Here is a 21,563-nt window from a genome sequence, read left to right as displayed (position 1 = left end):
ACACCGGGCCCCGCCCGACTGTTGTCACCCCCGGTGCCCAGGCACCGCGCCCCACCCCCGGACCCCCAGGAGCCCTCGTGAGCATCATCGCCCAGACGTCGGCCGTCTCGCTGCCGACGCAGACAGCCGCCCAGCCCGCCACCGAGCCGGTCGAGGGCGAGGTGCGTGAGGTCGTCATCGTCGGCTCGGGCCCGGCGGGGTACACCGCCGCCGTCTACGCCGCACGCGCCAACCTGCGCCCGCTGGTCTTCGAGGGATCGGTCACCATGGGCGGGGCGCTCATGAACACCACCGAGGTGGAGAACTTCCCGGGCTTCACCGACGGTGTCATGGGCCCGGACCTCATGATGCAGATGCGCGCCCAGGCCGAGCGCTTCGGGGCCGAGCTGGTCACCGACGACGTCGTCGAGATGGACCTGGCCGGCGACGTGAAGGTTCTCCGCGACGGGTCGGGCGGCACCTACCGCGCCCGCACCGTCATCCTCGCGATGGGCTCGGCCTATCGCGAGCTCGGTCTTCCTCGCGAGAAGGAGCTCTCCGGCCACGGCATCTCGTGGTGCGCCACGTGCGACGGTGCCTTCTTCCGTCAGCAGCACATCGCGGTCGTCGGTGGCGGTGACTCCGCCGTGGAGGAGGCCACCTTCCTGACGCGCTTCGCCGACAAGGTGACGCTGGTGCACCGCCGTGACGCCCTCCGCGCGTCCAAGGTGATGGCCGACCGTGCCGCGGCCGACCCCAAGATCGAGTTCGCCTGGAACTCCGAGGTCTCCGAGATCCTCGGCGAGGACAAGCTCTCCGGCGTCCGCCTGCGCGACACGCAGACCGGTGAGGAGCGCGAGCTCGACGTCACCGGCCTGTTCATCGCCATCGGCCACGACCCGCGCAATGAGCTCGTGAAGGGTCAGATCGACCTCGACGAGAGCGGCTACGTGCAGGTGCAGGGCCGTTCCACGCTGACCAACCTCGCGGGCGTGTTCGCCTGCGGCGACCTGGTGGACCACACCTACCAGCAGGCCATCACCGCAGCCGGCTCCGGCTGTCAGGCCGCCCTCGACGCCGAGCGCCACCTCGCCACGCTGGACGCGTCCACCGTGGAGACCGCCCAGACCGCGCCCGCTGCGGACGAGACCGTCCCCGGCGACGCGCCCGCCTGACCCGACCAACCCGAACCACCACCACAGGAGGAACCCATGGCTGGAACCAGCACCACCACCGACGCCACCTTCGACCAGGACGTCCTCAAGAGCGACGTCCCCGTCCTCGTCGACTTCTGGGCGGACTGGTGCGGCCCGTGCAAGCGCGTCGCCCCCATCCTCGAGGAGATCGCTGGCGAGACCGAGGGCAAGCTGCGCATCGTCAAGCTGAACACCGACGAGAACCCGCAGACCGCCGCCAAGTACGGCATCACCTCCATTCCCACGATGCACGTCTTCTTCCAGGGCGACATCGCCAAGACGATCATCGGCGCGCAGCCGAAGCCCAAGCTGCTCAAGGAGCTCGAGCCCTTCCTGGGCTGACGTCCTCCCACTGCTCCGAAGGGGCCCGCGAGCCACGTGCTCGCGGGCCCCTTCTGCGTGCCGGCCTTCCTTCGCCTGCGCCTCCACGTCCTGACCCATCCGGCGCATGGGCCGCGACGCGCCCGTTCCACGTGAAACATCCACCCTGCACGACGGGGACGACACGAACGGGGCGGGTGATGTTCCACGTGGAACATCACCCGCCCCGTCTCCGTGGGCGCCGCCTCCGGGTCAGGCGTCGGGCGCCAACAGGGTGAGGATGCGGTCGAGGTCGTCCTGCCCCGCGAACTCCACGGTCAGCGTCCCCTTGTTCCGCCCCATCTTCACCGACACCCGGGTGTCCCACCGGTCGGAGAGCTCCGCAGCCAGGTCCTCGTGCTCAGGGGAGGTGCGGCGGCTGGGCAGACGACGACGGCCTGTCTTCTCCTGCTCCGCCCCAGCACCGAGAGCGATGAGCTCCTCCAGGCCGCGGACCGAGAGACCCTCGGCCACGACGCGCTGGGCCATGCGCTCCATCGCGGCTCCGTCCTCCAGACCCAGCAGGGCGCGGGCGTGCCCCGCGGACAGGACCCCGGCCGCCACCCGACGGGCAACGCTCGGGGGCAGCTTGAGCAGGCGCAGGGAGTTGGTGATCCGCGGCCGGCTGCGCCCGAGGCGCTTCGCCAGCTCCTCGTGGGTGCACCCGAAGTCCTCGAGCAACTGACCGTAGGCCGCCGCCTCCTCGAGGGGATTGAGCTGCACCCGGTGGAGGTTCTCCAGGAGCGCCTCACGGAGCATCTCCTGGTCCTCGGTCTGGCGCAGGATGGCCGGGATCGTCTCCAGTCCGGCAAGACGCGACGCGCGGAGACGGCGCTCACCCATGATGAGCTCGTAGCGGTCACCCGCCGTCCGCACCACGATGGGCTGCATGACCCCCAGCTCGCGGATGCTGTGTGCGAGTTCCTCGAGGTCGTCCTCGTCGAACACCTCGCGCGGCTGCCGCGGGTTGGGCACGACCTCGTCGACCGGCAGCTCCACAAGGCGGGCCGGGGCGTCGACCAGATCCTTGGCGTCCGTCGAGGGTGTCGCGGTCGCCTCGGGGCCCTCCGCACCGGCGGGCGCCGCCTCGCCCCCGGCGGCTGCCGTGGCCGACGGGGACGTCAACCCACGCGATCCACTGTCGGCGCTGGGCGCCGCTGCCTGGTCACGCTGCGCGAAGTAGACGTCGCGGGGCCGCGCCCCGCCGTCCTCCTGGGGAATCAGTGCCCCGAGACCTCGCCCCAGTCCTCGTCGCTGCCCTGCCATGCTGTCTCCTCTCGACGCCTTGCCCTGCCGGACGACCCCCAAGTCTCCCATGCAGCGCGAACGTCGACCTCCACGGTCCACATGGCATGTTTCACGTGAAACGCGACGAGCGCTTCCCATCGGGCCCGTTGACTCACGGCATGTGGAGCCCACAACAGATCAGGCGACCCTCCCGAGGGGAGGGCCGCCTGGTGGGAACGCGAGGCTCCTGATCAGCTGCTGGGGCGCTTGCCGTGGTTGGCCTTGCCCTTGCGCTTCGTCTTGCGCTTGCGCGCACGCTTGCTCGACATGGTGACCTCCTGAGCCTTCTGAGACATCGAAGCGCCCCTGAGGGCGCGTATCGCGCAGTATCTCATACCCGGAACCACCGGATCACGTCCACGAGGTGACGTCAGGCACCACGTCACCCCCGCACCCCTCAGGACCAGCGGGCGACGACCTCCTTGGCCGCCGAACGGTAGGCCCGGGCCCCCGGGCCGTCCGCGTCGTAGGCCAGGACGGTCTGCCCGTAGGAGGGCGCCTCGCTGATGCGCACGGACCGCGGGATGAGCGTCTCCAGCACCACCTCACCGAAGTGGTCACGCACCTCCTGCGCCACCTGCGTCGCCAGTCGCGTGCGCGCGTCGAACATCGTGAGCAGGATGCCCCCGAGGCGGAGCTCCGGGTGCAGGTGCCGCTGGATGAGGGAGATGTTGCGCACGAGCAGGCTCACACCCTCCAGGGCGTAGTACTCGCACTGGATCGGGATGAACACCTCGTCGGCCGCCACGAACCCGTTCACCGTGAGCAGGCCCAGGCTCGGCGGGCAGTCGATGAGGACGACGTCGTACGCCTGCGCCTCGCGGATCTCCTGCAGGGCCCGGCGCAGACGGTTCTCCCGCGCCACGAGCGAGACCAGCTCGATCTCGGCACCCGCCAGGTCGATGGTGGCCGGCACCACGCTGATGCGTTCGCTCTCGGGCGACACCTGGGCCACCTGCTCGAGCGTGGCCTCGTCGATGAGCACGTCGTAGACACCAGCCACCCCCGACTGGTGCTCGATGGACAGGGCGGTGGAGGCGTTCCCCTGCGGGTCCAGGTCGATGACGAGCACCTTCAGCCCACCCTCGGCGAAGGCGGCGGCGAGGTTCACCGTGGTGGTCGTCTTGCCGACGCCACCCTTCTGGTTGGCCACCGTCATGACCACGGTCCTCGAGGGGGCCTTCAGCGGCGTGGGGCGACCACGCTCCTTGCGCTCGGCGGGGGTGAAGGGGGGCACCGGATCGTCGTCCTCGTCGTCGTCCGTGGAGGGCTCACCGGTCGGGGCGGACGACCCCTCGGCAGCGGCCGTGGTCGTGGACCCCGCCGCGGCCCCGTCGGTCCCGCCCTGCGCGGTGTCCACCGGGGACTCCTGCGGGACGGCCCCCACGGCCGGCACGCGCTCCACCGACGAGGGCGCCACCGTCGGCTGCCAGCCCACCGGCGCGGTCCCCGGCGTGGGGGCGGTGGGGGTGGCGGGGTGGCTCCCATTGGGCCAGCCGACGGGGTTGCTCATCGCTTCTCCTTGCTCCGGGACCGACGGCCGCGGGAGCTGCCTCCCGAGCGACCGACGTCCTCCTTGGTGACGATCACCACCGTGGTGGGGACCTCCAGGTACGCCGACCCACAGTCCACCACGTCCACGGCACCGCCGCCCAACCGCCGCAGCACCTTCTGCGCCTGCTCGACCTCCTGCTGGGCGGAGGACCCCTTGAGGGCCACCATGCGACCGCCGGTCTCCACCAGCGGGAGGCACCACGGGGCCAGCACCTCGAGGCGGGCCACGGCCCGTGCGGTCACCACGGGGGCCGTCGTCCCGTCGTCGAGGTTCTCTGCACGAGAACGGATCACGGCCACACGGTCGCCCAGGCCCAACTTGGAGACGACCTCGTCCAGCCACACGGTGCGCCGCAGCATCGGCTCCACCAGGGTCACCCGCGTCTCGGGCGCGGCCAGCGCCAGCGCGATGCCGGGCAGCCCAGCCCCGCTGCCCACGTCGAGCACGTGGTCGGCGCCGTCGAGGACCTCGGCCACCACGGCGCAGTTGAGCACGTGGCGCTCCCACAGCCGGGGCACCTCCCGCGGGCCGATGAGGCCCCGCTCCGTACCGGAGGTCGCCAGCATCTGCGCGAACCGCTCGGCCTGCGGCAGCAGGTCACCGAAGACCCGTGCCGCGGCCTCCGGGCTGGGGGCCAGGCCCTCTCCGCCGGCCTCGGGGGCGTCCACGTCACTCACCGGCCGGCGCCGGGGAGACCACCACGTAGCGGTTGGGCTCCTCGCCCGCCGAGGACGAGTGCAGCCCGCCCGCCAGCACGCGGTCGTGCACCACCTTGCGCTCGAAGGCCGTCATCGGCTCCAGGGAACGCTCGGTGCCGCTCTCGCGCACGGCCTCCACGGTGCGATCGGCCAGCTGCTCCAGCGCCTTGCGGCGGTCGGCGCGGTACCCGGCCACGTCCACCATGAGGCGGCTGCGCTCCCCGGTCTCTGCCTGCACGGCCAGGCGGGAGAGCTCCTGCAGGGCCTCCAGCACCTGGGCGCCGGGGCCGACGAGACGGCGCGGCACCGTGCCCTCCTCGGAGTCCACGATGCTCACCACCGCCCGGTCGGCCTCGTGCTGGACGTCGATGTCGCCGTCCATGTCGGCCAGGTCGAGCAGGGTCTCGAGGTAGTCCGCCGCGATCTCGCCCTCGACCTCGATCTGCGCGGGGGTCCGCTCGGGGTGCGCCGGTGCGTCGGCCATGGGTCAGCCCTTCTTCCGCTGCTTCTTGCTCTTCTTGCTCTTCTTGCGGCGCACCGGCTGGGAGCGCTGCCCGCCGGTGCCGCCCTGGGCCATGCGGGTACCGGCCGAGACCGGGTTCACCTGCGGCCCCGAGGCCCCCTTGCCCGAGGGGGTCGAGCGACCCCCGTCGGTGGCCCCGTCCTTCTCGTCACCGAGCGCGTGCGCCCCGGAGTCCTTGCCGCCCACGGGCGCCAGCGTCATGCGCGTGGGCTCCTGGCCCTTGGCGATCTGGCGCGCGTGCATGCGGCGCTCGGCCTCGGTGTTGGGCGTCGGCATGTGGCGGATGATGTACAGCTGCTGGAAGTAGGACCACAGGTTGCTCAGGGTCCAGTACACGAGCAGGGCGATCGCGAAGTTCACACCGGTGAAGGCCAGCACCAGCGGCATGACGTAGAGCATGATCGTCTGCGACTGCCCCATCGGCCCTTCCTTGGCCGTCTCGGGCATGTTGATGTCCATCGACATCTTCATGCTGAAGAAGGTGAACGCGGTCATGAGCACCACGAGCACCAGCGCCACGACCTTGGGGGTCACGCCGGGGTCGTGCAGGAAGGTGTCGGAGAGCTCGGCCCCGAAGATCGAGGCGGAGTCGAAGGAGCGCGCCAGGTCCTGGGTCATGAACCCGATGGGGGCGTGCGCGCCGTCCGCGACGCCCGGGACGGCACGGAGCACCCGGAACAGTCCGTACATGATGGGGATCTGCAGCAGCAGCGGCAGGCAGGAGGCCATCGGGTTGGTGCCGTTGGCCCGGTAGAGCTCCATGGTCTCGGCCTGCTGGCGCTGCATGGAGGCCTGGTCGCGCTTGCCCTTGTACTTCTGCTGGATCTTCTTGATCTCGGGCGCCAGCAGCTGCATCTTGCGGCTGCTGTGGATCTGCTTGATCACCAACGGGATCATGGCCAGGCGGGCCAGGACCACCAGGGCGAGAATCGACAGGACCCAGGTCCAGCCCGACTCGGAGGGCATCCCCAGGGCGGTGAGGCCCCGGTGGGCGCCGGCGAGGATGGCTGCCACGGCCCATTCGATGGGGTAGAGCAGATTCGGCACGGAGAATCCTTCGTCTGTGGACTGCTGAGGTTCAGGGGGTGGGGACCGCAGGGCCCGTCAGGCCGCGTCCCACTCGGGGCCATTGTCCCCCGGGTCGGGCCGGGTGTGCAGGCCGCCCGGGTCGGTGCCGGGCACGGGGTCGTAGCCGCCGTGCGACCACGGGTTGCATCGTGCCACGCGCCAGACCGCCAGGGCAGTGCCACGGAGGGCGCCGTGCTCGGTGAGGGCGGTGACGGCGTAGGCCGAGCAGCTCGGGTAGTAGCGGCACGTGGGCGGCAGGAGGGGGGAGACCAGCCGCTGGTAGCCCCACACGAGCACGAGCAGGGGCCAGGCCAGGAGGGGACGCCCGCCGACGCGCCACATCAGGCGCCCCGGGGGACCGCGCGGGCCAGGCAGCGGTCGAGATCGCGCACGAGGGCGCTCCACTCGGCGGTGGCGCTGGCGGGATGGGCCCGCACCACGAGATCGTGCCCGGCGGGCAGGTCGGCCAGCCGATCGGCCACGAGGTGGCGCAGGCGACGCTGCACGCGGGAGCGCACCACCGAGTTGCCCACCTGCTTGGACACGACGAAACCGACCCGCACGGGGTGCGGGTCGGTCTGGTCGGGCGTCGAGGGCCGGGGGGTCAGCACCACGGACATCGTGGTGGACGAGCCCTTGCGGCGGCCGGTACCGCGGAGCACGGCCGTGAAGTCACGGCTGCGTCGCAGTCGGTGGCGGGCCGCCAGCACCGCGGGTCCGCTCAGGCGGAGATCTTGGCGCGGCCCTTGCCGCGGCGGGCGGCGAGGATGGCACGGCCGGCGCGGGTGGACATGCGGGCGCGGAAGCCGTGCTTGCGGGCGCGACGACGGTTGTTGGGCTGGAAGGTGCGCTTGCTCATGGTGTCTCCTGGTCGTTCGGGCAGGCCCTGGTTCCCCGGGCTTGCGGCCCCGCTCCACGCATGCCGGTCGGCACGACGGCGGGGGATGGCGAGTGCCCGAGCTCCGTGGGCACCTCATGGGCCGTGCGCCGACGCCCCCGGAGGGGTCACCACGGCGCAGACCGGACCCCTCACCCTACGTTTTGCCCCGCTCCCGGGTCAATTCAGCGCGGAGTCGGGTGTGGAGAGCCTGTGGACAACGGCTATCGTTGGGTCTCACCCACCACGCACGTTGGATGTGTCCACAGGGTGTGGACGATGGTGTTGACAACGCCCCAGGGCGGGCGATCCGCACCTCGTGACCCTGGGGACGGACGTGTGCACGACGCCCCGGAACGCTGTGAGGACCCCCTGTGAGCCAGACCCCCGACGACCACGCCGCCGCCATCTGGCACGAGGCCATGGTCCGCCTGCAGGGAGCAGGCCTCGCCCCGCGCGACGTCGGCGTGCTCCGTCTGGCCACGCTGGTGGGCCTGCTCGACGCGACGGCCCTCATCGCCGTGAAGTACGACCACGTCAAGGACGCGGTGGAGGGCCACCTGCGGGACGACGTCGCCACCGCGCTGTCCGAGGTCCTCGACCGCGACGTGCGCCTGGCGGTCTCCGTGGACCCCGACGCGGTGGCCGCCGTCCAGGAGCCCGCCCAGGCCCCGCCCGCGTCCCCGGCGCGAGCGTCCACCACGGGTTCGTCCACAGCTGTGGACGAACCCGTGGAAAACTCCCGCGAGGTCCCCGCGCAGCCCGCGGCGCAGAGCGCCCCCGCCCCTGTGGAGGGCACCGGAGCCCCGGCGTCCCAGGGTGTGGAGCGGGACTACTCCGCACTGAACCACAAGTACACCTTCGACACCTTCGTGCTGGGTTCCTCCAACCGGTTCGCGCACGCCGCGGCCACCGCCGTGGCCGAGGCCCCCGCCCGCGCCTACAACCCGCTGTTCATCTACGGCGGGTCGGGGCTCGGCAAGACCCACCTGCTGCACGCCATCGGGCACTACGCGCGCACCCTCGACTCCTCGGTGCGGGTCAAGTACGTGAACTCCGAGGAGTTCACCAACCAGTTCATCAACGCGGTCTCGGCGGGCCAGGCGAACGCCTTCCAGCGCCAGTACCGCGACGTGGACGTGCTCCTCATCGACGACATCCAGTTCCTGCAGGGCAAGGAGCAGACGATGGAGGAGTTCTTCCACACCTTCAACACGCTCCACAACAGCGAGAAGCAGATCGTCATCACCTCCGACCAGCCGCCCAAGAAGCTCAGCGGCTTCGCCGAGCGGATGCGGTCGCGCTTCGAGTGGGGGCTGCTCACAGACGTGCAGCCGCCGGACCTGGAGACCCGCATCGCGATCCTGCGGCGCAAGGCGGCGGCCGACAAGCTCGACATCCCCGACGACGTGCTGCACCTCATCGCGTCGAAGATCTCGTCCAACATCCGCGAGCTCGAGGGCGCCCTGACCCGCGTGACGGCCTTCGCGAGCCTGTCGGGCTCCCCCCTGGACGAGTACCTGGCGCGCACCGTGCTCAAGGACGTGATGCCCGGGGGCGACTCCGGCCAGATCACGCCGGGGACGATCCTCGAGGAGACCGCGGCCTACTTCACCATCTCGGTGGAGGAGATCCAGGGCGCCTCCCGCTCGCGCAACCTCACGCGCGCCCGGCAGATCGCCATGTACCTGTGCCGTGAGCTGACCGACCTCTCGCTGCCCAAGATCGGCAAGGAGTTCGGCGGGCGCGACCACACGACCGTCATGCACGCAGAGCGCAAGATCAAGCAGCTGCTCAGCGAGGACCGTCGCGTCTACGACGAGGTCAGCGAGCTCACGAGCATCATCCGCAAGAAGGTGGCGCGCGGCCGCTGAGCCAGCGCGTCCCCTCCCCTCCTCCCGCGTCGTCCCCATCCTGTGGGGCCTCGGTCCACACCGCCGTCCGCAGGGTGGTGCACAGGTGTGCTCCGCGGCAGCGGGCCCCGTTTGACAGCGATTCACCGGATCTCCACAGCGTGTGGACAACCTTGTGGATGTGGACGAGGTCACGTCAGGTCCCCACCGGGCCGGGCCGCCACGACCCCCTGTGCACGTTCCTGTGGGCACCTGTGGGAATCCCCCTCCGGGGCGTGGACGGGACGGGCCGGTTCTGTGGGAGCAGGTGTGGACGCCGATCCGTCGTCCCCATCCCCCGCGGTCCGCCCACAGCTCGTCCGCAGGCCTCGTCAACAGGAGGATTCCGCTCCACGCCGCGCAGGACGGCCGTCGTCCCCAGTTCCCACAGCACCGATGACGACGACTACCCGGTTTCTCGAGGAGGGGTTGCGCACCGCGTACGTGGGGGGGTCGTGCTGAGCCCGGTGCGGTGAGGGATCGGGGCTCGGAGGGTGGCGGTGGCTCGCGCTAGGCTTCGCCGGACGTCGCAGGCGCCGTGGACGGGACAGTGGTCCGCATGGCCGAGCAGTGAGGAAGCCATGGAGTTCCAGGTTCAGCGTGAGGTGTTGTCCGAGGCCGTCGCGTGGGTGGTGCGCGGTCTGACCAACCGTCCGCCGGTGCCGGTGCTCGCCGGTGTGCGCCTGGTGGCCGACCCCGCCGGCACGCTGACCCTCTCGGCCTTCGACTACGAGGTCTCCGCCGAGGTCACCGTGGAGGCCGACGTGGTGGAGGGCGGCGAGGCCCTGGTGCTGGGTCGCCTCCTCTCGGAGATCTCCCGCTCCCTGCCGGACAAGCCGGTGCGCATCCAGCAGGAGTCCGGCAAGCTCCAGGTCACCTGTGGCTCCAGTCGCTTCGCGCTGCTCGAGATGCCGCTGGGCGACTACCCCTCGCTGCCCACCTCCCCCGAGGCCAGCGGCACCGTGGACGGCTCGCTGTTCACCAAGGCCGTGGCCCAGGTGTCCGTCGCCGCCGACCGCAGCGACGCCCTGCCGATCCTCACCGGTGTGCACGTGGAGTTCGACCGCGACCGCATCACCATGCTGGCCACCGACCGCTACCGCATGGCCCGCCGCGAGCTCACCTGGACGCCGCGCGACCCCTCGGCCCACCACGTGGCGCTGGTGCCCTCGCGCACGCTGTCGGACACCGCCAAGAGCCTGGGGGCCGTGGGCCCGGTGGACATCGCGCTGGGCGACGAGGCCGGCGGCAAGGGCCTCATCGGCTTCTCCGCGGGACAGCGCCACAGCACCACCCGTCTGCTCGACGGCGAGTACCCCAAGCTCTCCAGCATCTTCCCCACCAGCAGCGAGGTGGACGCCGTGGTGGAGACCGGCGCCCTCATCGAGGCCATCAAGCGCGTCTCGCTCGTGGCCGAGCGCACCACGCCGGTCCGCCTGCGCTTCACGCCCGGCTCGGTGGCCATCGAGGCCGGCACCGGCGACGACGCGCAGGCGTCCGAGGCGGTGGAGTGCACGCTGGACGGCGACGACATCGACGTGGCGTTCAACCCGGGCTTCCTGCTCGACGGCCTGGGGGCCCTGGGCACGGCGTTCGCGCGCATGTCCTTCACCCAGCCGGGCAAGCCGGTGCTGCTCACCGGCCAGGCCGAGGTCGACGGCGAGTCCGACGACTCGTTCAGCTACGTGATCATGCCGGTGCGCTTCCCGGGGGCCTGAGTCCCGCGGGATACGGTGGAGGCCGCAGCAGCCTCCCCCAGCCTCGACTCACCAGGAGTGGTCATGCAGATCGGACTCGTCGGCCTCGGCAAGATGGGCGGCAACATGAAGACCCGCCTGGAGCGGGCCGGCCACGAGGTCATCGGCTTCGACCTCGATCCCCAGCTGCGTGACGTCGACAGCCTGCAGGCCCTGGCGGAGACCCTCACCGGTCCGCGCGTGGTGTGGGTGATGGTCCCGCACGGCAAGCCGACCCGGAACACCATCACCGAGCTGGCCAGGCACCTGCAGCCCGGCGACCTCGTCATCGAGGGGGGCAACTCCCCCTACCAGGACGACGTCGAGCACGACCGGATGCTGGCCGCGCAGGGGGTCGGCTACGTGGACTGCGGCGTCTCCGGCGGCATCTGGGGCCTGGAGAACGGCTACGGCCTGATGTGCGGTGGCCGGGCCGAGCACGTGGAGATGGCGATGCCGATCTTCGACGCGCTGCGCCCCGAGGGCCCCCGCGACGAGGGCTTCGTGCACGCCGGCGAGGTGGGTGCCGGTCACTACGCCAAGATGGTGCACAACGGCATCGAGTACGGGCTCATGGCGGCCTACGCCGAGGGCTACGAGCTGCTCATGGCCAAGGACATCGTCAAGGACGTCCCCGGCGCCTTCAAGGCGTGGAGCCGCGGCACCGTGGTGCGTTCCTGGCTGCTGGACCTGCTCGTGGACGCGCTGGAGGAGAAGCCGGACCTGGAGGGCGTGTCGGGCTACACCACCGACTCCGGCGAGGGCCGCTGGACCGTCATCGAGGCCGTGGAGAACGCCGTGCCGATGCCGGTGATCTCCGCCGCGCTGTTCTCGCGCTTCGCCTCGCGCCAGGAGAACTCCCCCGCCATGCAGGCGGTGGCCGCGCTGCGTGGTGGCTTCGGTGGCCACGAGGTGATGCAGTTCGGCAGCGAGCCGTGGGACCGCGACCGTCCCCAGCAGGTGCACCGTGCCGCCGAGCCCGCCGACACCCGGGGCCAGGCGACGCCCGGGGCCACCGACGACGAGGCGTGAGGCTCCGCCACCTGGCGGTGCGCGACTTCCGGTCCTACGAGGAGGCCGCGCTCGACCTGCCGGCCGGGGTGACCGTGCTGGTGGGCCGCAACGGCCAGGGAAAGACCAACCTCGTGGAGGCCGCCGGCTACCTCGCCACGCTCGGCTCGCACCGGGTGAGCAGTGACGCCCCGCTGGTGCGCTTCGGGGCCGAGCACGCGATCATCCGGGGCGCCGTGGAGCGCGACGGCCGGGAGACGGTGCTCGAGCTGCAGCTCAACCCGGGGCGGGCCAACCGCGCGCAGCTGGGGCGTTCCCCCGTGCCCCGGCCGCGTGACCTGCTGGGCACCCTGCGCACGGTGCTCTTCGCCCCGGAGGACCTGGCCCTGGTGAAGGGCGACCCGGCCACCCGGCGGGCCTACCTGGACGCACTGCTCGTGGCGCGCCAGCCGCGCTGGGCGGGGGTGCAGGGGGACTACGCGCAGGCGCTCAAGCAGCGCAACGCCCTGCTGCGCGACGCCCGTTCCTCCCGCAGCACGCCGTCGGCCTCCACCCTGGCGATGCTGGACGCGTGGGACGAGCACCTGGCGATGGGGGCCGCTTCCCTCCTCTACGCTCGTCTACGCCTGGTGCAAGATCTACGGAGATTCGTGGAGAACGCCTATCGAGAGGTGAGCGACGCCCAGTCCGAGGCCGGCATCGCCTACCGCTGGTCACTGGTGGGCGAGGAGGCCGACGCCGCGGCGCAGGCTCTGGTCGACGGGGGCGAGGTGCCCGAGCGCGAGGAGCTGGCGCGCCTCGTGGTGGCCTCCCTGGCGCAGCTCCGGCAGCGCGAGCTGGAGCGCGGCATCACACTGGTGGGGCCGCACCGTGAGGAGCTCGAGCTGACCCTCGGTCCGGTGCCGGCCAAGGGCTACGCGAGCCACGGGGAGTCGTGGTCGTTCGCGCTGGCCCTGCGGTTGGCGGCCTTTCACCTGCTGCGCACCGACCTGGGCACCGACCCGGTGCTGGTGCTCGACGACGTGTTCGCCGAGCTGGACGCCGGGCGGCGCGAGCGGTTGGCGCAGATGGTGGCCGACGCCGAGCAGGTGCTGGTGACCGCGGCGGTGGAATCCGACATCCCGCCGAGCCTGCGGGAGAGCGCCCACCACGTGGACGTGACCATGGGCCACGCCGAGGCGCGCACGTGAGCACCCCGGGACCGCTCGGCGGGCCGGTTGACCGGAGCGGCAACGGACCCGCGAGCGGGGACCCGGCGGGCGGCGAGGCCGAGCTGGACGCCGCGGACCTGACCCTGGCCCGGATGCGGGACATGGCCCGGGCGCGTGGTCTGCGCCCCGGAGCACCCGGGCGGCGCCGCCGGAAGGACTCCCCCGGCCGGGCCGGCACCTCCGGCAAGGGCCGCCGTGACCCGCAGACCCTGGGTGCGGAGTTCACGCGGATGATCGAGGACCGCGGCTGGGGCGACGAGCTCAAGGTGGGCCGCGTGATGGGCGACTGGGTCGGCATCGTGGGTGCCGACGTGGCCGGCCACAGCCTGCCGGAGAGCTTCGAGGACGGGTGCCTGGTGGTGCGGGCGGAGTCCTCCACCTGGGCCACGCAGCTGACCATGCTGACCAGCACGCTGCAGCGCCGGCTGGACGAGGAGCTGGGCTTCGGGGTGGTCACGAGCGTGCGCGTCATCGGCCCGGCGGCGCCGTCCTGGCGCCACGGCCCGCGGCGCATCTCCGGCCCGGGCCCGCGCGACACCTACGGGTGAGGTGGCCCCGGGTCCGATGCGGGCCCCTGTGGCCGTTCGTGGGGGTGGTGGCCGTACCCGCCCACGGGTGGGGACCCGCTCGTCGCTCGTGAGGTGCCTCCCGGCCCGATTTCGGGGCCGTGAACCGGTGGACGGCCATGGGGAATCGGCGTCCTCTTGCTAAGATGGGGCGTTGCATGTGTCCTCGCGCGCCCGCGCGCGTGAGAGAGGTGCGGGTACGCCAGTGCCCGCCGCACGGCATCGAGCAGCACCCCGCACCACCGACAACGACCAGCCGTCCCAGGGAGTCCCGTGGCCGACCAGCCCCAGCAGCCCACCGCGTCGTCCTCCAGCTACGACGCCAGCTCGCTCCAGGTGCTGGAGGGCCTCGAGGCCGTCCGCAAGCGCCCCGGCATGTACATCGGCTCCACGGGCGAGCGCGGCCTGCACCACCTGGTGTGGGAGATCGTCGACAACGCGGTGGACGAGCACCTGGCCGGGTACGCCGACCGGGTGGAGGTGACGGTCCTGCCGGACAACGCCGTGCGCGTGGTGGACAACGGCCGCGGAATCCCCACCGACGTGCACGCCAAGGAGGGCATCTCCGGTGTGGAGCTCGTGCTCACCCAGCTGCACGCCGGTGGAAAGTTCGGCGGCGACTCCTACGCGGTCTCCGGTGGTCTGCACGGCGTGGGCTCCTCGGTGGTGAACGCCCTGTCCACCCGCATGGAGGTGGAGGTGCGCCAGAAGGGCCGCGTGCACCGCATCGAGTTCGACAACGGCGTGCCCACTGCCCCGCTGCAGGCGATGGAGGAGGTGCCCGAGGACGAGACCGGCACCACCATCACCTTCTGGCCGGACGGCGACATCTTCGAGACCACCCTCATCGACTTCGAGACCCTGCGGGCGCGCTTCCAGCAGACCTGCTTCCTCAACAAGGGCCTGACCATCCAGCTCACCGACGAGCGCCCGCGCGCCACCGACGCGGACGACGAGGGCCTGGACGACGCTGATGCGGACGTTGCCGACGGCCTGACCAAGGGTGCCGACGGCGAGCAGGTCAACGACGCCCCGCAGGAGGGTGACCAGGGCGCCGAGGGCGAGGCCGCCGAGAAGCCCCACCGCTTCCGCACCGTCACCTACCGCTACGACGACGGCCTGCTGGACTACGTGCGCCACCTCAACAGGTCCAAGAAGTCCGAGCCGGTGAACGAGGAGGTCATCGCGTTCGAGACGGAGGACACCGAGCGCATGCTGCAGTGCGAGATCGCGATGCAGTGGACCACCTCGTACTCCGAGTCCGTGCACACCTACGCCAACTCGGTGAACACCCACGAGGGCGGCACGCACGAGGAGGGCTTCCGCGCCGCGCTGACCCGTCTGGTCAACGAGTTCGCCCGGGCCCACAAGCTGCTCAAGGAGAAGGACGCCGCCCTCACCGGTGACGACGTCCGCGAGGGCCTGACCGCCGTCATCTCCGTGAAGCTCGGCGAGCCGCAGTTCGAGGGCCAGACCAAGACCAAGCTGGGCAACTCCGAGGTCAAGGGCTTCGTGCAGCGCGCGATGGCCGACCAGCTGGGCCACTGGCTGGAGGCCCATCCGTCGGAGGGCAAGGCCATCGTGGGCAAGGCCGTGCAGGCCGCCCAGGCGCGCATGGCCGCCCGCAAGGCCCGCGAGGCCACCCGCCGCAAGGGCCTGCTCGAGTCCGGCGGTCTGGCCGCCAAGCTCAAGGACTGCCAGAGCAACGACCCCACGGTCTCCGAGGTCTTCATCGTCGAGGGTGACTCCGCCGGCGGTTCGGCCATCGCCGGGCGCAACCCCTTCAACCAGGCCATCCTGCCCATCCGCGGCAAGATCCTGAACGTCGAGAAGGCCCGCCTGGACAAGATCCTCGCCAACACCGAGGTGCAGGCGCTCATCTCGAGCTTCGGCACCGGCATCGGTGAGGAGTTCGACATCGAGAAGGCGCGGTACCACAAGATCGTGCTCATGGCCGATGCCGACGTGGACGGCATGCACATCCGCACCCTGCTGCTCACGCTGCTCTTCCGCTTCATGAAGCCGCTGGTGGAGCACGGGTACGTCTATTTGGCGCAGCCGCCGCTGTACCGCCTCAAGTGGACCAACGCCGAGCACGACTTCGCGTTCACCGACCGGGAGCGTGACGCCCTCATCGAGGCCGGCCAGGCCAAGGGGCGCCGCCTGCCCAAGGAGAACGGCATCCAGCGCTACAAGGGTCTGGGTGAGATGAACTACTCCGAGCTGTGGGAGACCACCATGGACCCGGACAACCGCGTGCTGCGCCAGGTGACCATGGACGACGCCGCCGCGGCCGACCAGGTGTTCTCGGTGCTCATGGGCGAGGACGTGGAGTCCCGCCGCTCGTTCATCCAGCGCAACGCGCACGACGTGCGCTTCCTGGACATCTGACGCTCGATCAGAGCTTCTACGACTTTCTAGCGACTACGAGATACTGAGGTAGGCACTGTGAGCGAGCAGCCCCCGCAGGACCCGAACGAGCCGATCGAGCCCACCGACGAGACCCCGGTGGAGGGGACCGGGGCCGGCGATGCCGAGCAGCCCACCGAGGGCGCCCAGGTGGCCGCCGGCACCGACCCGGTGGACGACCTGCCCGCCCCCGTGGCCCCGGCGTGGGACGCCATCCCCGAGCACGGCCGCATCGAGCCGGTGGACCTCTCCAGCGAGATGCAGCGCAGCTACATCGAGTACGCCATGAGCGTCATCGTGTCTCGCGCGCTGCCGGACGTCCGTGACGGCCTCAAGCCGGTGCACCGCCGCATCGTGTACGCCATGTACGACGGCGGCTACCGCCCCGACCGCTCGTACAACAAGTGCGCCCGCGTGGTGGGCGACGTCATGGCCAACTACCACCCGCACGGCGACTCGGCCATCTACGACGCGATGGTGCGCCTCTCGCAGCCGTGGGCCATGCGCTACCCGCTCATCGACGGCCAGGGCAACTTCGGCTCCGCCGGTGACGACGGTGCCGCCGCCCCGCGTTACACCGAGTGCCGCATGCAGCCGCTGGCCATGGAGCTGGTGCGCGACATCACCGAGGACACGGTCGACTTCGAGCCCAACTACGACGGCCGCACCCTGCAGCCGACCGTGCTGCCGGCCCGCTTCCCCAACCTGCTGGTCAACGGCTCGGCCGGCATCGCGGTGGGCATGGCCACGCAGATCCCGCCGCACAACCTGCGGGAGGTGGCCGAGGGCTGCCAGTGGCTGCTGGAGCACCCCGAGGCCTCCAAGGAGGAGCTGCAGGAGAAGCTGCTCCAGGTCATCAAGGGTCCGGACTTCCCCACCGGGGCCAAGATCATGGGCCGCTCCGGCATCGAGGACGCCTACCGCACCGGCCGCGGCTCCATCACCATGCGCGCCGTGGTGGAGGTGGAGGAGATCCAGGGCCGCACCTGCCTGGTGGTCACCGAGCTGCCCTACCAGGTGAACCCCGACGCCCTGGCCCGCAAGATCGCCGAGCTGGTGAAGACCGGCAAGCTGCAGGGCATCGCGGACCTGCGCGACGAGACCTCCGGTCGCACCGGCCAGCGCCTGGTCATCGTGCTCAAGCGAGACGCCGTGGCCAAGGTGGTGCTCAACAACCTCTACAAGCACACCCAGCTGCAGCAGAACTTCGGCGCCAACATGCTGGCCCTGGTGGACGGCGTGCCCCGCACGCTGCCGCTCAACGCCTTCGTGCGCCACTGGGTGGACCACCAGGTCGAGGTCATCGTCCGCCGCACCACCTACCGCCTGAAGCGCGCCGAGGAGCAGATCCACATCCTGCGCGGCCTGCTCAAGGCGCTGGACATGCTCGACGAGGTGATCGCCCTCATCCGCCGCTCGCCCACCGTGGAGGAGGCGCGCGACGGCCTGATGGAGCTGCTCGACATCGACGAGGTCCAGGCGCGCGCCATCCTCGACATGCAGCTGCGCCGCCTGGCCGCGCTGGAGCGCCAGAAGATCATCGACGAGCACGACCGCCTGCAGGCCCTCATCGAGGACCTCCAGGACATCCTGGCCACGCCCGCCCGCCAGCGCACGATCATCAGTGAGGAGCTCGCCGAGATCGTGGACAAGTACGGCGACGAGCGCCGCACGGAGATCGTGCCCAACGACGCCGAGGTCAACATGGAGGACCTCATCCCGGACGAGAACGTGGTGGTGACCATCACCCGGGGTGGGTACGCCAAGCGCATCCGCGTGGACGCCTACCGCTCGCAGCGCCGCGGCGGCAAGGGCGTGCGCGGCACCACGCTGCGCGCCGACGACGTGGTGGACCACTTCTTCACCACCCAGACCCACTCGTGGCTGCTCTTCTTCACCGATGCCGGGCGCGTCTACCGCGCGCGGGCGTGGGAGCTGCCCGAGGGGTCGCGCGACTCCAAGGGCCAGCACGTGGCCAACATCATGGCCTTCGGTCCGGACGAGAAGATCGCCCAGGTGCTGGCCATCAAGGACTACGAGGCCGCGCCCTACCTGGTGCTCGCCACCAAGAACGGCCTGGTCAAGAAGACCCGCCTCACCGAGTACGACTCCCCGCGCTCCGGTGGCCTCATCGCCGTCAACCTGCGCGAGGGCGACGAGCTCGTGGGCGCGCGCCTGGTGGACGGTGAGGACGACATCCTGCTCGTGAGCCGTCAGGGCCAGAGCCTGCGTTTCCGGGCCTCGGACGACCAGCTGCGCCCGATGGGCCGCGCCACCTCGGGTGTGACCGGCATGCGCTTCCGCGGCGACGACGAGCTGCTGGTCATGCGCACCGTGCCGCACGAGCAGGCCGACGGGGCCCAGGTGTTCGTGGTGTTCGAGAACGGCATGGCCAAGCGCACCAGCGTGGACCAGTACCGTGTGCAGGGCCGTGGCGGCCTGGGCATCAAGGTGGCCAAGGCCACCGAGAAGGCTGGCGACCTCGTGGGCGCCCTCGTGGTGGGCGACCACCACGAGGTGATGGTGGTCATGAGCTCGGGCAAGGTGGTGCGCAGCCGCGCCGACGAGGTGCGCCTCACTGGGCGTGACACCTCCGGGGTGCGCTTCGCCGACCCGGGCAAGAAGGAGCACATCGTGGCCGTGGCCCGCGCCCACGCCGAGGAGCAGGCCGATGCCGAGGCGGAGGCCGACGAGAACGCCGACACCACCCAGGAGGCCACCGTGGTGGCCGACGGCACCACCGGTGCCACCGGAGAGGACGAGTCGTGAGCAGGACGCAGAAGACCCCGCCCACCCGTCGCAGCCGCTCCTCCCGCCGATCGGCGGGGGGCGACGGTGGCCGCCGACTCGACCTGCGCACCCTCTACGGTGGCGGCGATGGCGGCAGCCGGGCCCTGCGCCGCTCGACGGTGCACTCGGTGAGCCTCGGCTCGGCGCTCAAGCTGAGCTTCCTCACCGGCGTGGGGTTGGGGCTGGCCATCGTGGCCGGCACCACCCTGCTGTGGCTGGCGCTCTCGCTGCTGGGCGTCTTCGACGACGTCAACAAGCTCGTGGGCGAGCTGGTGGGCACCAAGGCCGACCAGGGGAAGGCCACCGAACTCACCGACCTGCTCGGCCTGGGGACGGTGCTCACGTTCACCACCGTGTTCGCCGTGGTGAACACGGTGGTGGTGACCGTCCTGGGCACTCTCCTGGCGTTCATCTACAACCTGATGTCGGCCCTCGTGGGCGGGCTGCAGGTGGACCTCGTGGAGGACTGAGGCGCCGATTGGCGCAATCCGCACGAGGTGCTGTACCGTATCCCCTCGCATCACGGTAAGCCGTGACAGCACGGGCCTATAGCTCAGTCGGTTAGAGCGCTGTCCTGATAAGACAGAGGTCACTGGTTCAAGTCCAGTTAGGCCCACCCATCCACCCCCTGGGGGCCTTGGCGCAATTGGTAGCGCATCTGCTTTGCAAGCAGAGGGTTAGGGGTTCGAGTCCCCTAGGCTCCACGGTTCCAGAAGGCCGTCCGGCACCCGCCGGGCGGCCTTTTGGCGTCCTGTGGGCGTGAGCGAGGCAGCGCAGGCTAGTCTCCGGACCATGCCCCCCGTCGCCCGTGCCGAGAACGTCGCCTTCGTGGACCGCGAGCAGGAGGTGGTGGTGGCCCTGCTCCCCTCCGGCCCGCTGCGCGTCCTCCAGGGGCCCGCGGTGCTGCTGTGGGACCTCACCGCCGAGGGCCCGGTGGAGCGCCCGGCCCTGGTCGAGCAGGTGCTGGACGCCTACGGCGAGTACCCGCCCGAGGCGCCGGCCCAACTGGAGGAGGCCCTGGACCTCATGCTCTCCGACGGGTTCCTGACGGCGTAGGCTTGCGGGTATGAAGAACACCCTCCTGGCCCTCGGTATCGCCGGCGTCGCCGCCCTCCTCGTGACCCGCACCCTGGACAAGAACGCCAAGACCTCCGAGCTCTGGGCCGCTGCCACCGACGAGCTGCCCGCGCAGGTCTGATCCCCCGCGGCCACGCAGAGCACGATGAAGGGCCGACCCCCGAGGGGGTCGGCCCTTCATCGTGCTCCGGGACGGTCAGCGCGTCAGTTGCGCAGCCACTTCTCGTCGGTGCCCTTGCGGGTGGGGGCGTCGCCCTCGCCGTAGGGGTCCACGTTGTTGTCCGACGGGCGGGCGTCCACCGGGTTGAGGCGCTCACCCACGGTCGGGATGGACTGGGTGGGGGCGTTGTCGCCGGCGATGTCGTCCGCCTTCTGGGCGTAGCCGGTGGCGATGGGGCCGGTCGTCGCCGGGTCCTCGAAGCGGCGCTGCGAGCCGGTGGTCGGCTCGGTGGCGGGCTTGTCCGAGGTGGCAGGCGTGGTGGTGCCGGTGCCGGCGGGGGCCACGGACTGGGCCGGGCGACCGGTGGCCAGGGCGGACACCGGGCCGGTGCCCTGCGCCTCACGAGCGGCCTCGGAGGGGCTCAGGTGCACCTTCTCGCCCACGGCCGGGGTGGTGTGGGCGGTGGCGCTGGGACGCATGCCGGCGCCGGGGTTGGCGGCGGCCGAGACGCTGCGGCGCTCGGTGCCGGCCCACGGGTCCTCGGTGGTGGCCACGCGCTGCCACGGGTCACCCTGACGACGCTTCTGGTCGGTGTACCAGAAGTAGGCGGCACCACCCAGGAGGGCAAGACCCAGCACCATGAGCACGCCGCCCTTGCGCTGACGCTTCTGCACGGTCTCCCCGGCGAAGGTGGAGAGCGCACCGCCGGAGTCGGCGGCCTCGTCCTTGGCCTCCACGGTGCCGTCCACCATGCCCTGCAGCTTGGGCAGCAGCTCGTCGACGATCCAGTCGCGGGCGTGGTCGACCTTCTCCGGGGCGGCGTCCAGGCCGTCGGAGAGGGTGCTGGCCGACGCGTCCACGCCGTCGCTGATGCCGTGGGCGGTCTTGGAGCGGGCCGCGGCGAAGGCGGCGGCCACGGTGGGCACGAGCCCGGCGAGGGCGGACCCGGCGCTCTTCGCCGAGGCGGTCGCACCCTCCGCGGTGCGGGCGCCGATCTCGCGGGCGCGCTCACCGGCGTCCTGCGATGCGTCGGCGGCGGCGCTGAAGCGCTGGCGCGCGTTCTCGGCCAGCCGCTCGCTGGCGGTCTTCTTGCGGAACGGGTTGTCGATCACGAATCCTCCTCGGTCGTGGGCTCTGCCCCCATCCTGCACCGAAGGGCGCAGTGACC

22 protein-coding genes and 2 tRNA genes are annotated in these 21,563 nt (G+C 71.2%); 14 read left to right on the top strand and 10 right to left on the bottom strand.

The genetic code is table 11. The annotated features are described in order from the left end of the window. Nucleotides 1-77 precede the first annotated feature (77 nt). Nucleotides 78-1,154, top strand: coding sequence for a thioredoxin-disulfide reductase (trxB, locus tag ACFFHC_RS01185; protein WP_371327511.1), 1,077 nt, complete (start codon nt 78-80; stop codon nt 1,152-1,154). Between the two features lie 36 nt (nt 1,155-1,190). Next, nucleotides 1,191-1,517, top strand: a complete 327-nt coding sequence (trxA, locus tag ACFFHC_RS01180) for a thioredoxin (RefSeq protein WP_070705051.1) — start codon at nt 1,191-1,193, stop codon at nt 1,515-1,517. Nucleotides 1,518-1,748: 231 nt separating this feature from the next. Here the strand turns inward: trxA and ACFFHC_RS01175 are convergent, their stop codons facing one another. The 9 genes from ACFFHC_RS01175 to rpmH form a co-directional block, all read right to left on the bottom strand. After that, entirely contained in the window at nt 1,749-2,801 is a 1,053-nt protein-coding gene (locus ACFFHC_RS01175) for a ParB/RepB/Spo0J family partition protein (protein WP_101849159.1), read from the bottom strand. Nucleotides 2,802-3,013: 212 nt separating this feature from the next. After that, nucleotides 3,014-3,118, bottom strand: a complete 105-nt coding sequence (locus ACFFHC_RS01170) for a 50S ribosomal protein bL37 (RefSeq protein WP_371327537.1) — start codon at nt 3,116-3,118, stop codon at nt 3,014-3,016. 101 nt (nt 3,119-3,219) lie between these two features. Beyond that, nucleotides 3,220-4,335 (bottom strand): ParA family protein, encoded by a 1,116-nt coding sequence (locus tag ACFFHC_RS01165; RefSeq protein ID WP_379802560.1) that lies wholly within the window; start codon nt 4,333-4,335, stop codon nt 3,220-3,222. Continuing rightward, nucleotides 4,332-5,054, bottom strand: a complete 723-nt coding sequence (gene rsmG, locus ACFFHC_RS01160; protein WP_070705897.1) for a 16S rRNA (guanine(527)-N(7))-methyltransferase RsmG — start codon at nt 5,052-5,054, stop codon at nt 4,332-4,334. Before rsmG ends, ACFFHC_RS01165 begins: the two co-directional genes overlap by 4 nt. Continuing rightward, nucleotides 5,047-5,559 carry a Jag family protein gene (locus tag ACFFHC_RS01155; RefSeq protein ID WP_070705896.1) on the bottom strand — a complete coding sequence of 171 codons (513 nt, stop codon included), beginning with the start codon at nt 5,557-5,559 and terminating at the stop codon, nt 5,047-5,049. Before ACFFHC_RS01155 ends, rsmG begins: the two co-directional genes overlap by 8 nt. 3 nt (nt 5,560-5,562) lie before the next feature. After that, nucleotides 5,563-6,645, bottom strand: a complete 1,083-nt coding sequence (gene yidC / locus ACFFHC_RS01150; protein ID WP_379802559.1) for a membrane protein insertase YidC — start codon at nt 6,643-6,645, stop codon at nt 5,563-5,565. A gap of 57 nt (nt 6,646-6,702) precedes the next feature. Then, nucleotides 6,703-7,008: a membrane protein insertion efficiency factor YidD gene (gene yidD, locus ACFFHC_RS01145; RefSeq protein WP_083323712.1), complete on the bottom strand. Its 306-nt coding sequence runs from the start codon at nt 7,006-7,008 to the stop codon at nt 6,703-6,705. Beyond that, nucleotides 7,008-7,328 carry a ribonuclease P protein component gene (gene rnpA, locus ACFFHC_RS01140; RefSeq protein ID WP_379802558.1) on the bottom strand — a complete coding sequence of 107 codons (321 nt, stop codon included), beginning with the start codon at nt 7,326-7,328 and terminating at the stop codon, nt 7,008-7,010. Before rnpA ends, yidD begins: the two co-directional genes overlap by 1 nt. A gap of 59 nt (nt 7,329-7,387) precedes the next feature. Next, nucleotides 7,388-7,525: a 50S ribosomal protein L34 gene (gene rpmH, locus ACFFHC_RS01135; protein ID WP_070705893.1), complete on the bottom strand. Its 138-nt coding sequence runs from the start codon at nt 7,523-7,525 to the stop codon at nt 7,388-7,390. A gap of 440 nt (nt 7,526-7,965) precedes the next feature. On the opposite strand from rpmH, the gene dnaA reads away from it, so the two are divergent. The 12 genes from dnaA (at nt 7,966) to ACFFHC_RS01075 (ending at nt 20,356) form a co-directional block, all read left to right on the top strand. Beyond that, nucleotides 7,966-9,417: a chromosomal replication initiator protein DnaA gene (dnaA, locus tag ACFFHC_RS01130; protein ID WP_238138125.1), complete on the top strand. Its 1,452-nt coding sequence runs from the start codon at nt 7,966-7,968 to the stop codon at nt 9,415-9,417. Nucleotides 9,418-10,016: 599 nt separating this feature from the next. Further along, nucleotides 10,017-11,153, top strand: coding sequence for a DNA polymerase III subunit beta (gene dnaN / locus ACFFHC_RS01125; protein WP_070703499.1), 1,137 nt, complete (start codon nt 10,017-10,019; stop codon nt 11,151-11,153). Between the two features lie 63 nt (nt 11,154-11,216). Further along, a complete protein-coding gene (gene gnd / locus ACFFHC_RS01120) occupies nt 11,217-12,203 on the top strand; it encodes a phosphogluconate dehydrogenase (NAD(+)-dependent, decarboxylating) (RefSeq protein ID WP_379802557.1) in 987 nt (328 codons plus the stop codon). Continuing rightward, on the top strand, nt 12,200-13,372 hold the full coding sequence (gene recF, locus ACFFHC_RS01115) for a DNA replication/repair protein RecF (RefSeq protein ID WP_101849154.1): 1,173 nt from the start codon (nt 12,200-12,202) through the stop codon (nt 13,370-13,372). The genes gnd and recF overlap by 4 nt, the downstream gene beginning before the upstream one ends. Continuing rightward, complete coding sequence (locus ACFFHC_RS01110; protein WP_379802556.1) at nt 13,369-13,941, top strand: DciA family protein; 573 nt, start codon at nt 13,369-13,371, stop codon at nt 13,939-13,941. Before recF ends, ACFFHC_RS01110 begins: the two co-directional genes overlap by 4 nt. Nucleotides 13,942-14,232: 291 nt before the next feature. Continuing rightward, nucleotides 14,233-16,350, top strand: coding sequence for a DNA topoisomerase (ATP-hydrolyzing) subunit B (gene gyrB / locus ACFFHC_RS01105; protein WP_070703502.1), 2,118 nt, complete (start codon nt 14,233-14,235; stop codon nt 16,348-16,350). Between the two features lie 276 nt (nt 16,351-16,626). Next, complete coding sequence (gene gyrA / locus ACFFHC_RS01100; protein ID WP_238329891.1) at nt 16,627-19,137, top strand: DNA gyrase subunit A; 2,511 nt, start codon at nt 16,627-16,629, stop codon at nt 19,135-19,137. Further along, entirely contained in the window at nt 19,134-19,628 is a 495-nt protein-coding gene (locus ACFFHC_RS01095; RefSeq protein WP_379802555.1) for a DUF3566 domain-containing protein, read from the top strand. The genes gyrA and ACFFHC_RS01095 overlap by 4 nt, the downstream gene beginning before the upstream one ends. Nucleotides 19,629-19,700: 72 nt before the next feature. Continuing rightward, a tRNA-Ile gene (locus tag ACFFHC_RS01090) sits at nt 19,701-19,774 on the top strand. A gap of 15 nt (nt 19,775-19,789) precedes the next feature. Further along, nucleotides 19,790-19,862, top strand: a tRNA-Ala gene (locus ACFFHC_RS01085). An 88-nt stretch (nt 19,863-19,950) separates the two neighbouring features. Beyond that, nucleotides 19,951-20,214, top strand: coding sequence for a hypothetical protein (locus ACFFHC_RS01080; protein WP_070703503.1), 264 nt, complete (start codon nt 19,951-19,953; stop codon nt 20,212-20,214). A 10-nt stretch (nt 20,215-20,224) separates the two neighbouring features. Beyond that, complete coding sequence (locus ACFFHC_RS01075; protein ID WP_256374411.1) at nt 20,225-20,356, top strand: hypothetical protein; 132 nt, start codon at nt 20,225-20,227, stop codon at nt 20,354-20,356. 83 nt (nt 20,357-20,439) lie between these two features. On the opposite strand, the gene ACFFHC_RS01070 is transcribed toward ACFFHC_RS01075, so the two are convergent. After that, complete coding sequence (locus ACFFHC_RS01070) at nt 20,440-21,507, bottom strand: hypothetical protein (RefSeq protein ID WP_379802554.1); 1,068 nt, start codon at nt 21,505-21,507, stop codon at nt 20,440-20,442. Nucleotides 21,508-21,563 lie beyond the last annotated feature (56 nt).

It is taken from the genome of Kytococcus schroeteri (genome assembly GCF_042433515.1).
Taxonomy (GTDB): domain Bacteria; phylum Actinomycetota; class Actinomycetes; order Actinomycetales; family Dermatophilaceae; genus Kytococcus; species Kytococcus schroeteri.
This window is presented reverse-complemented; position numbering and strand designations above follow the sequence as displayed.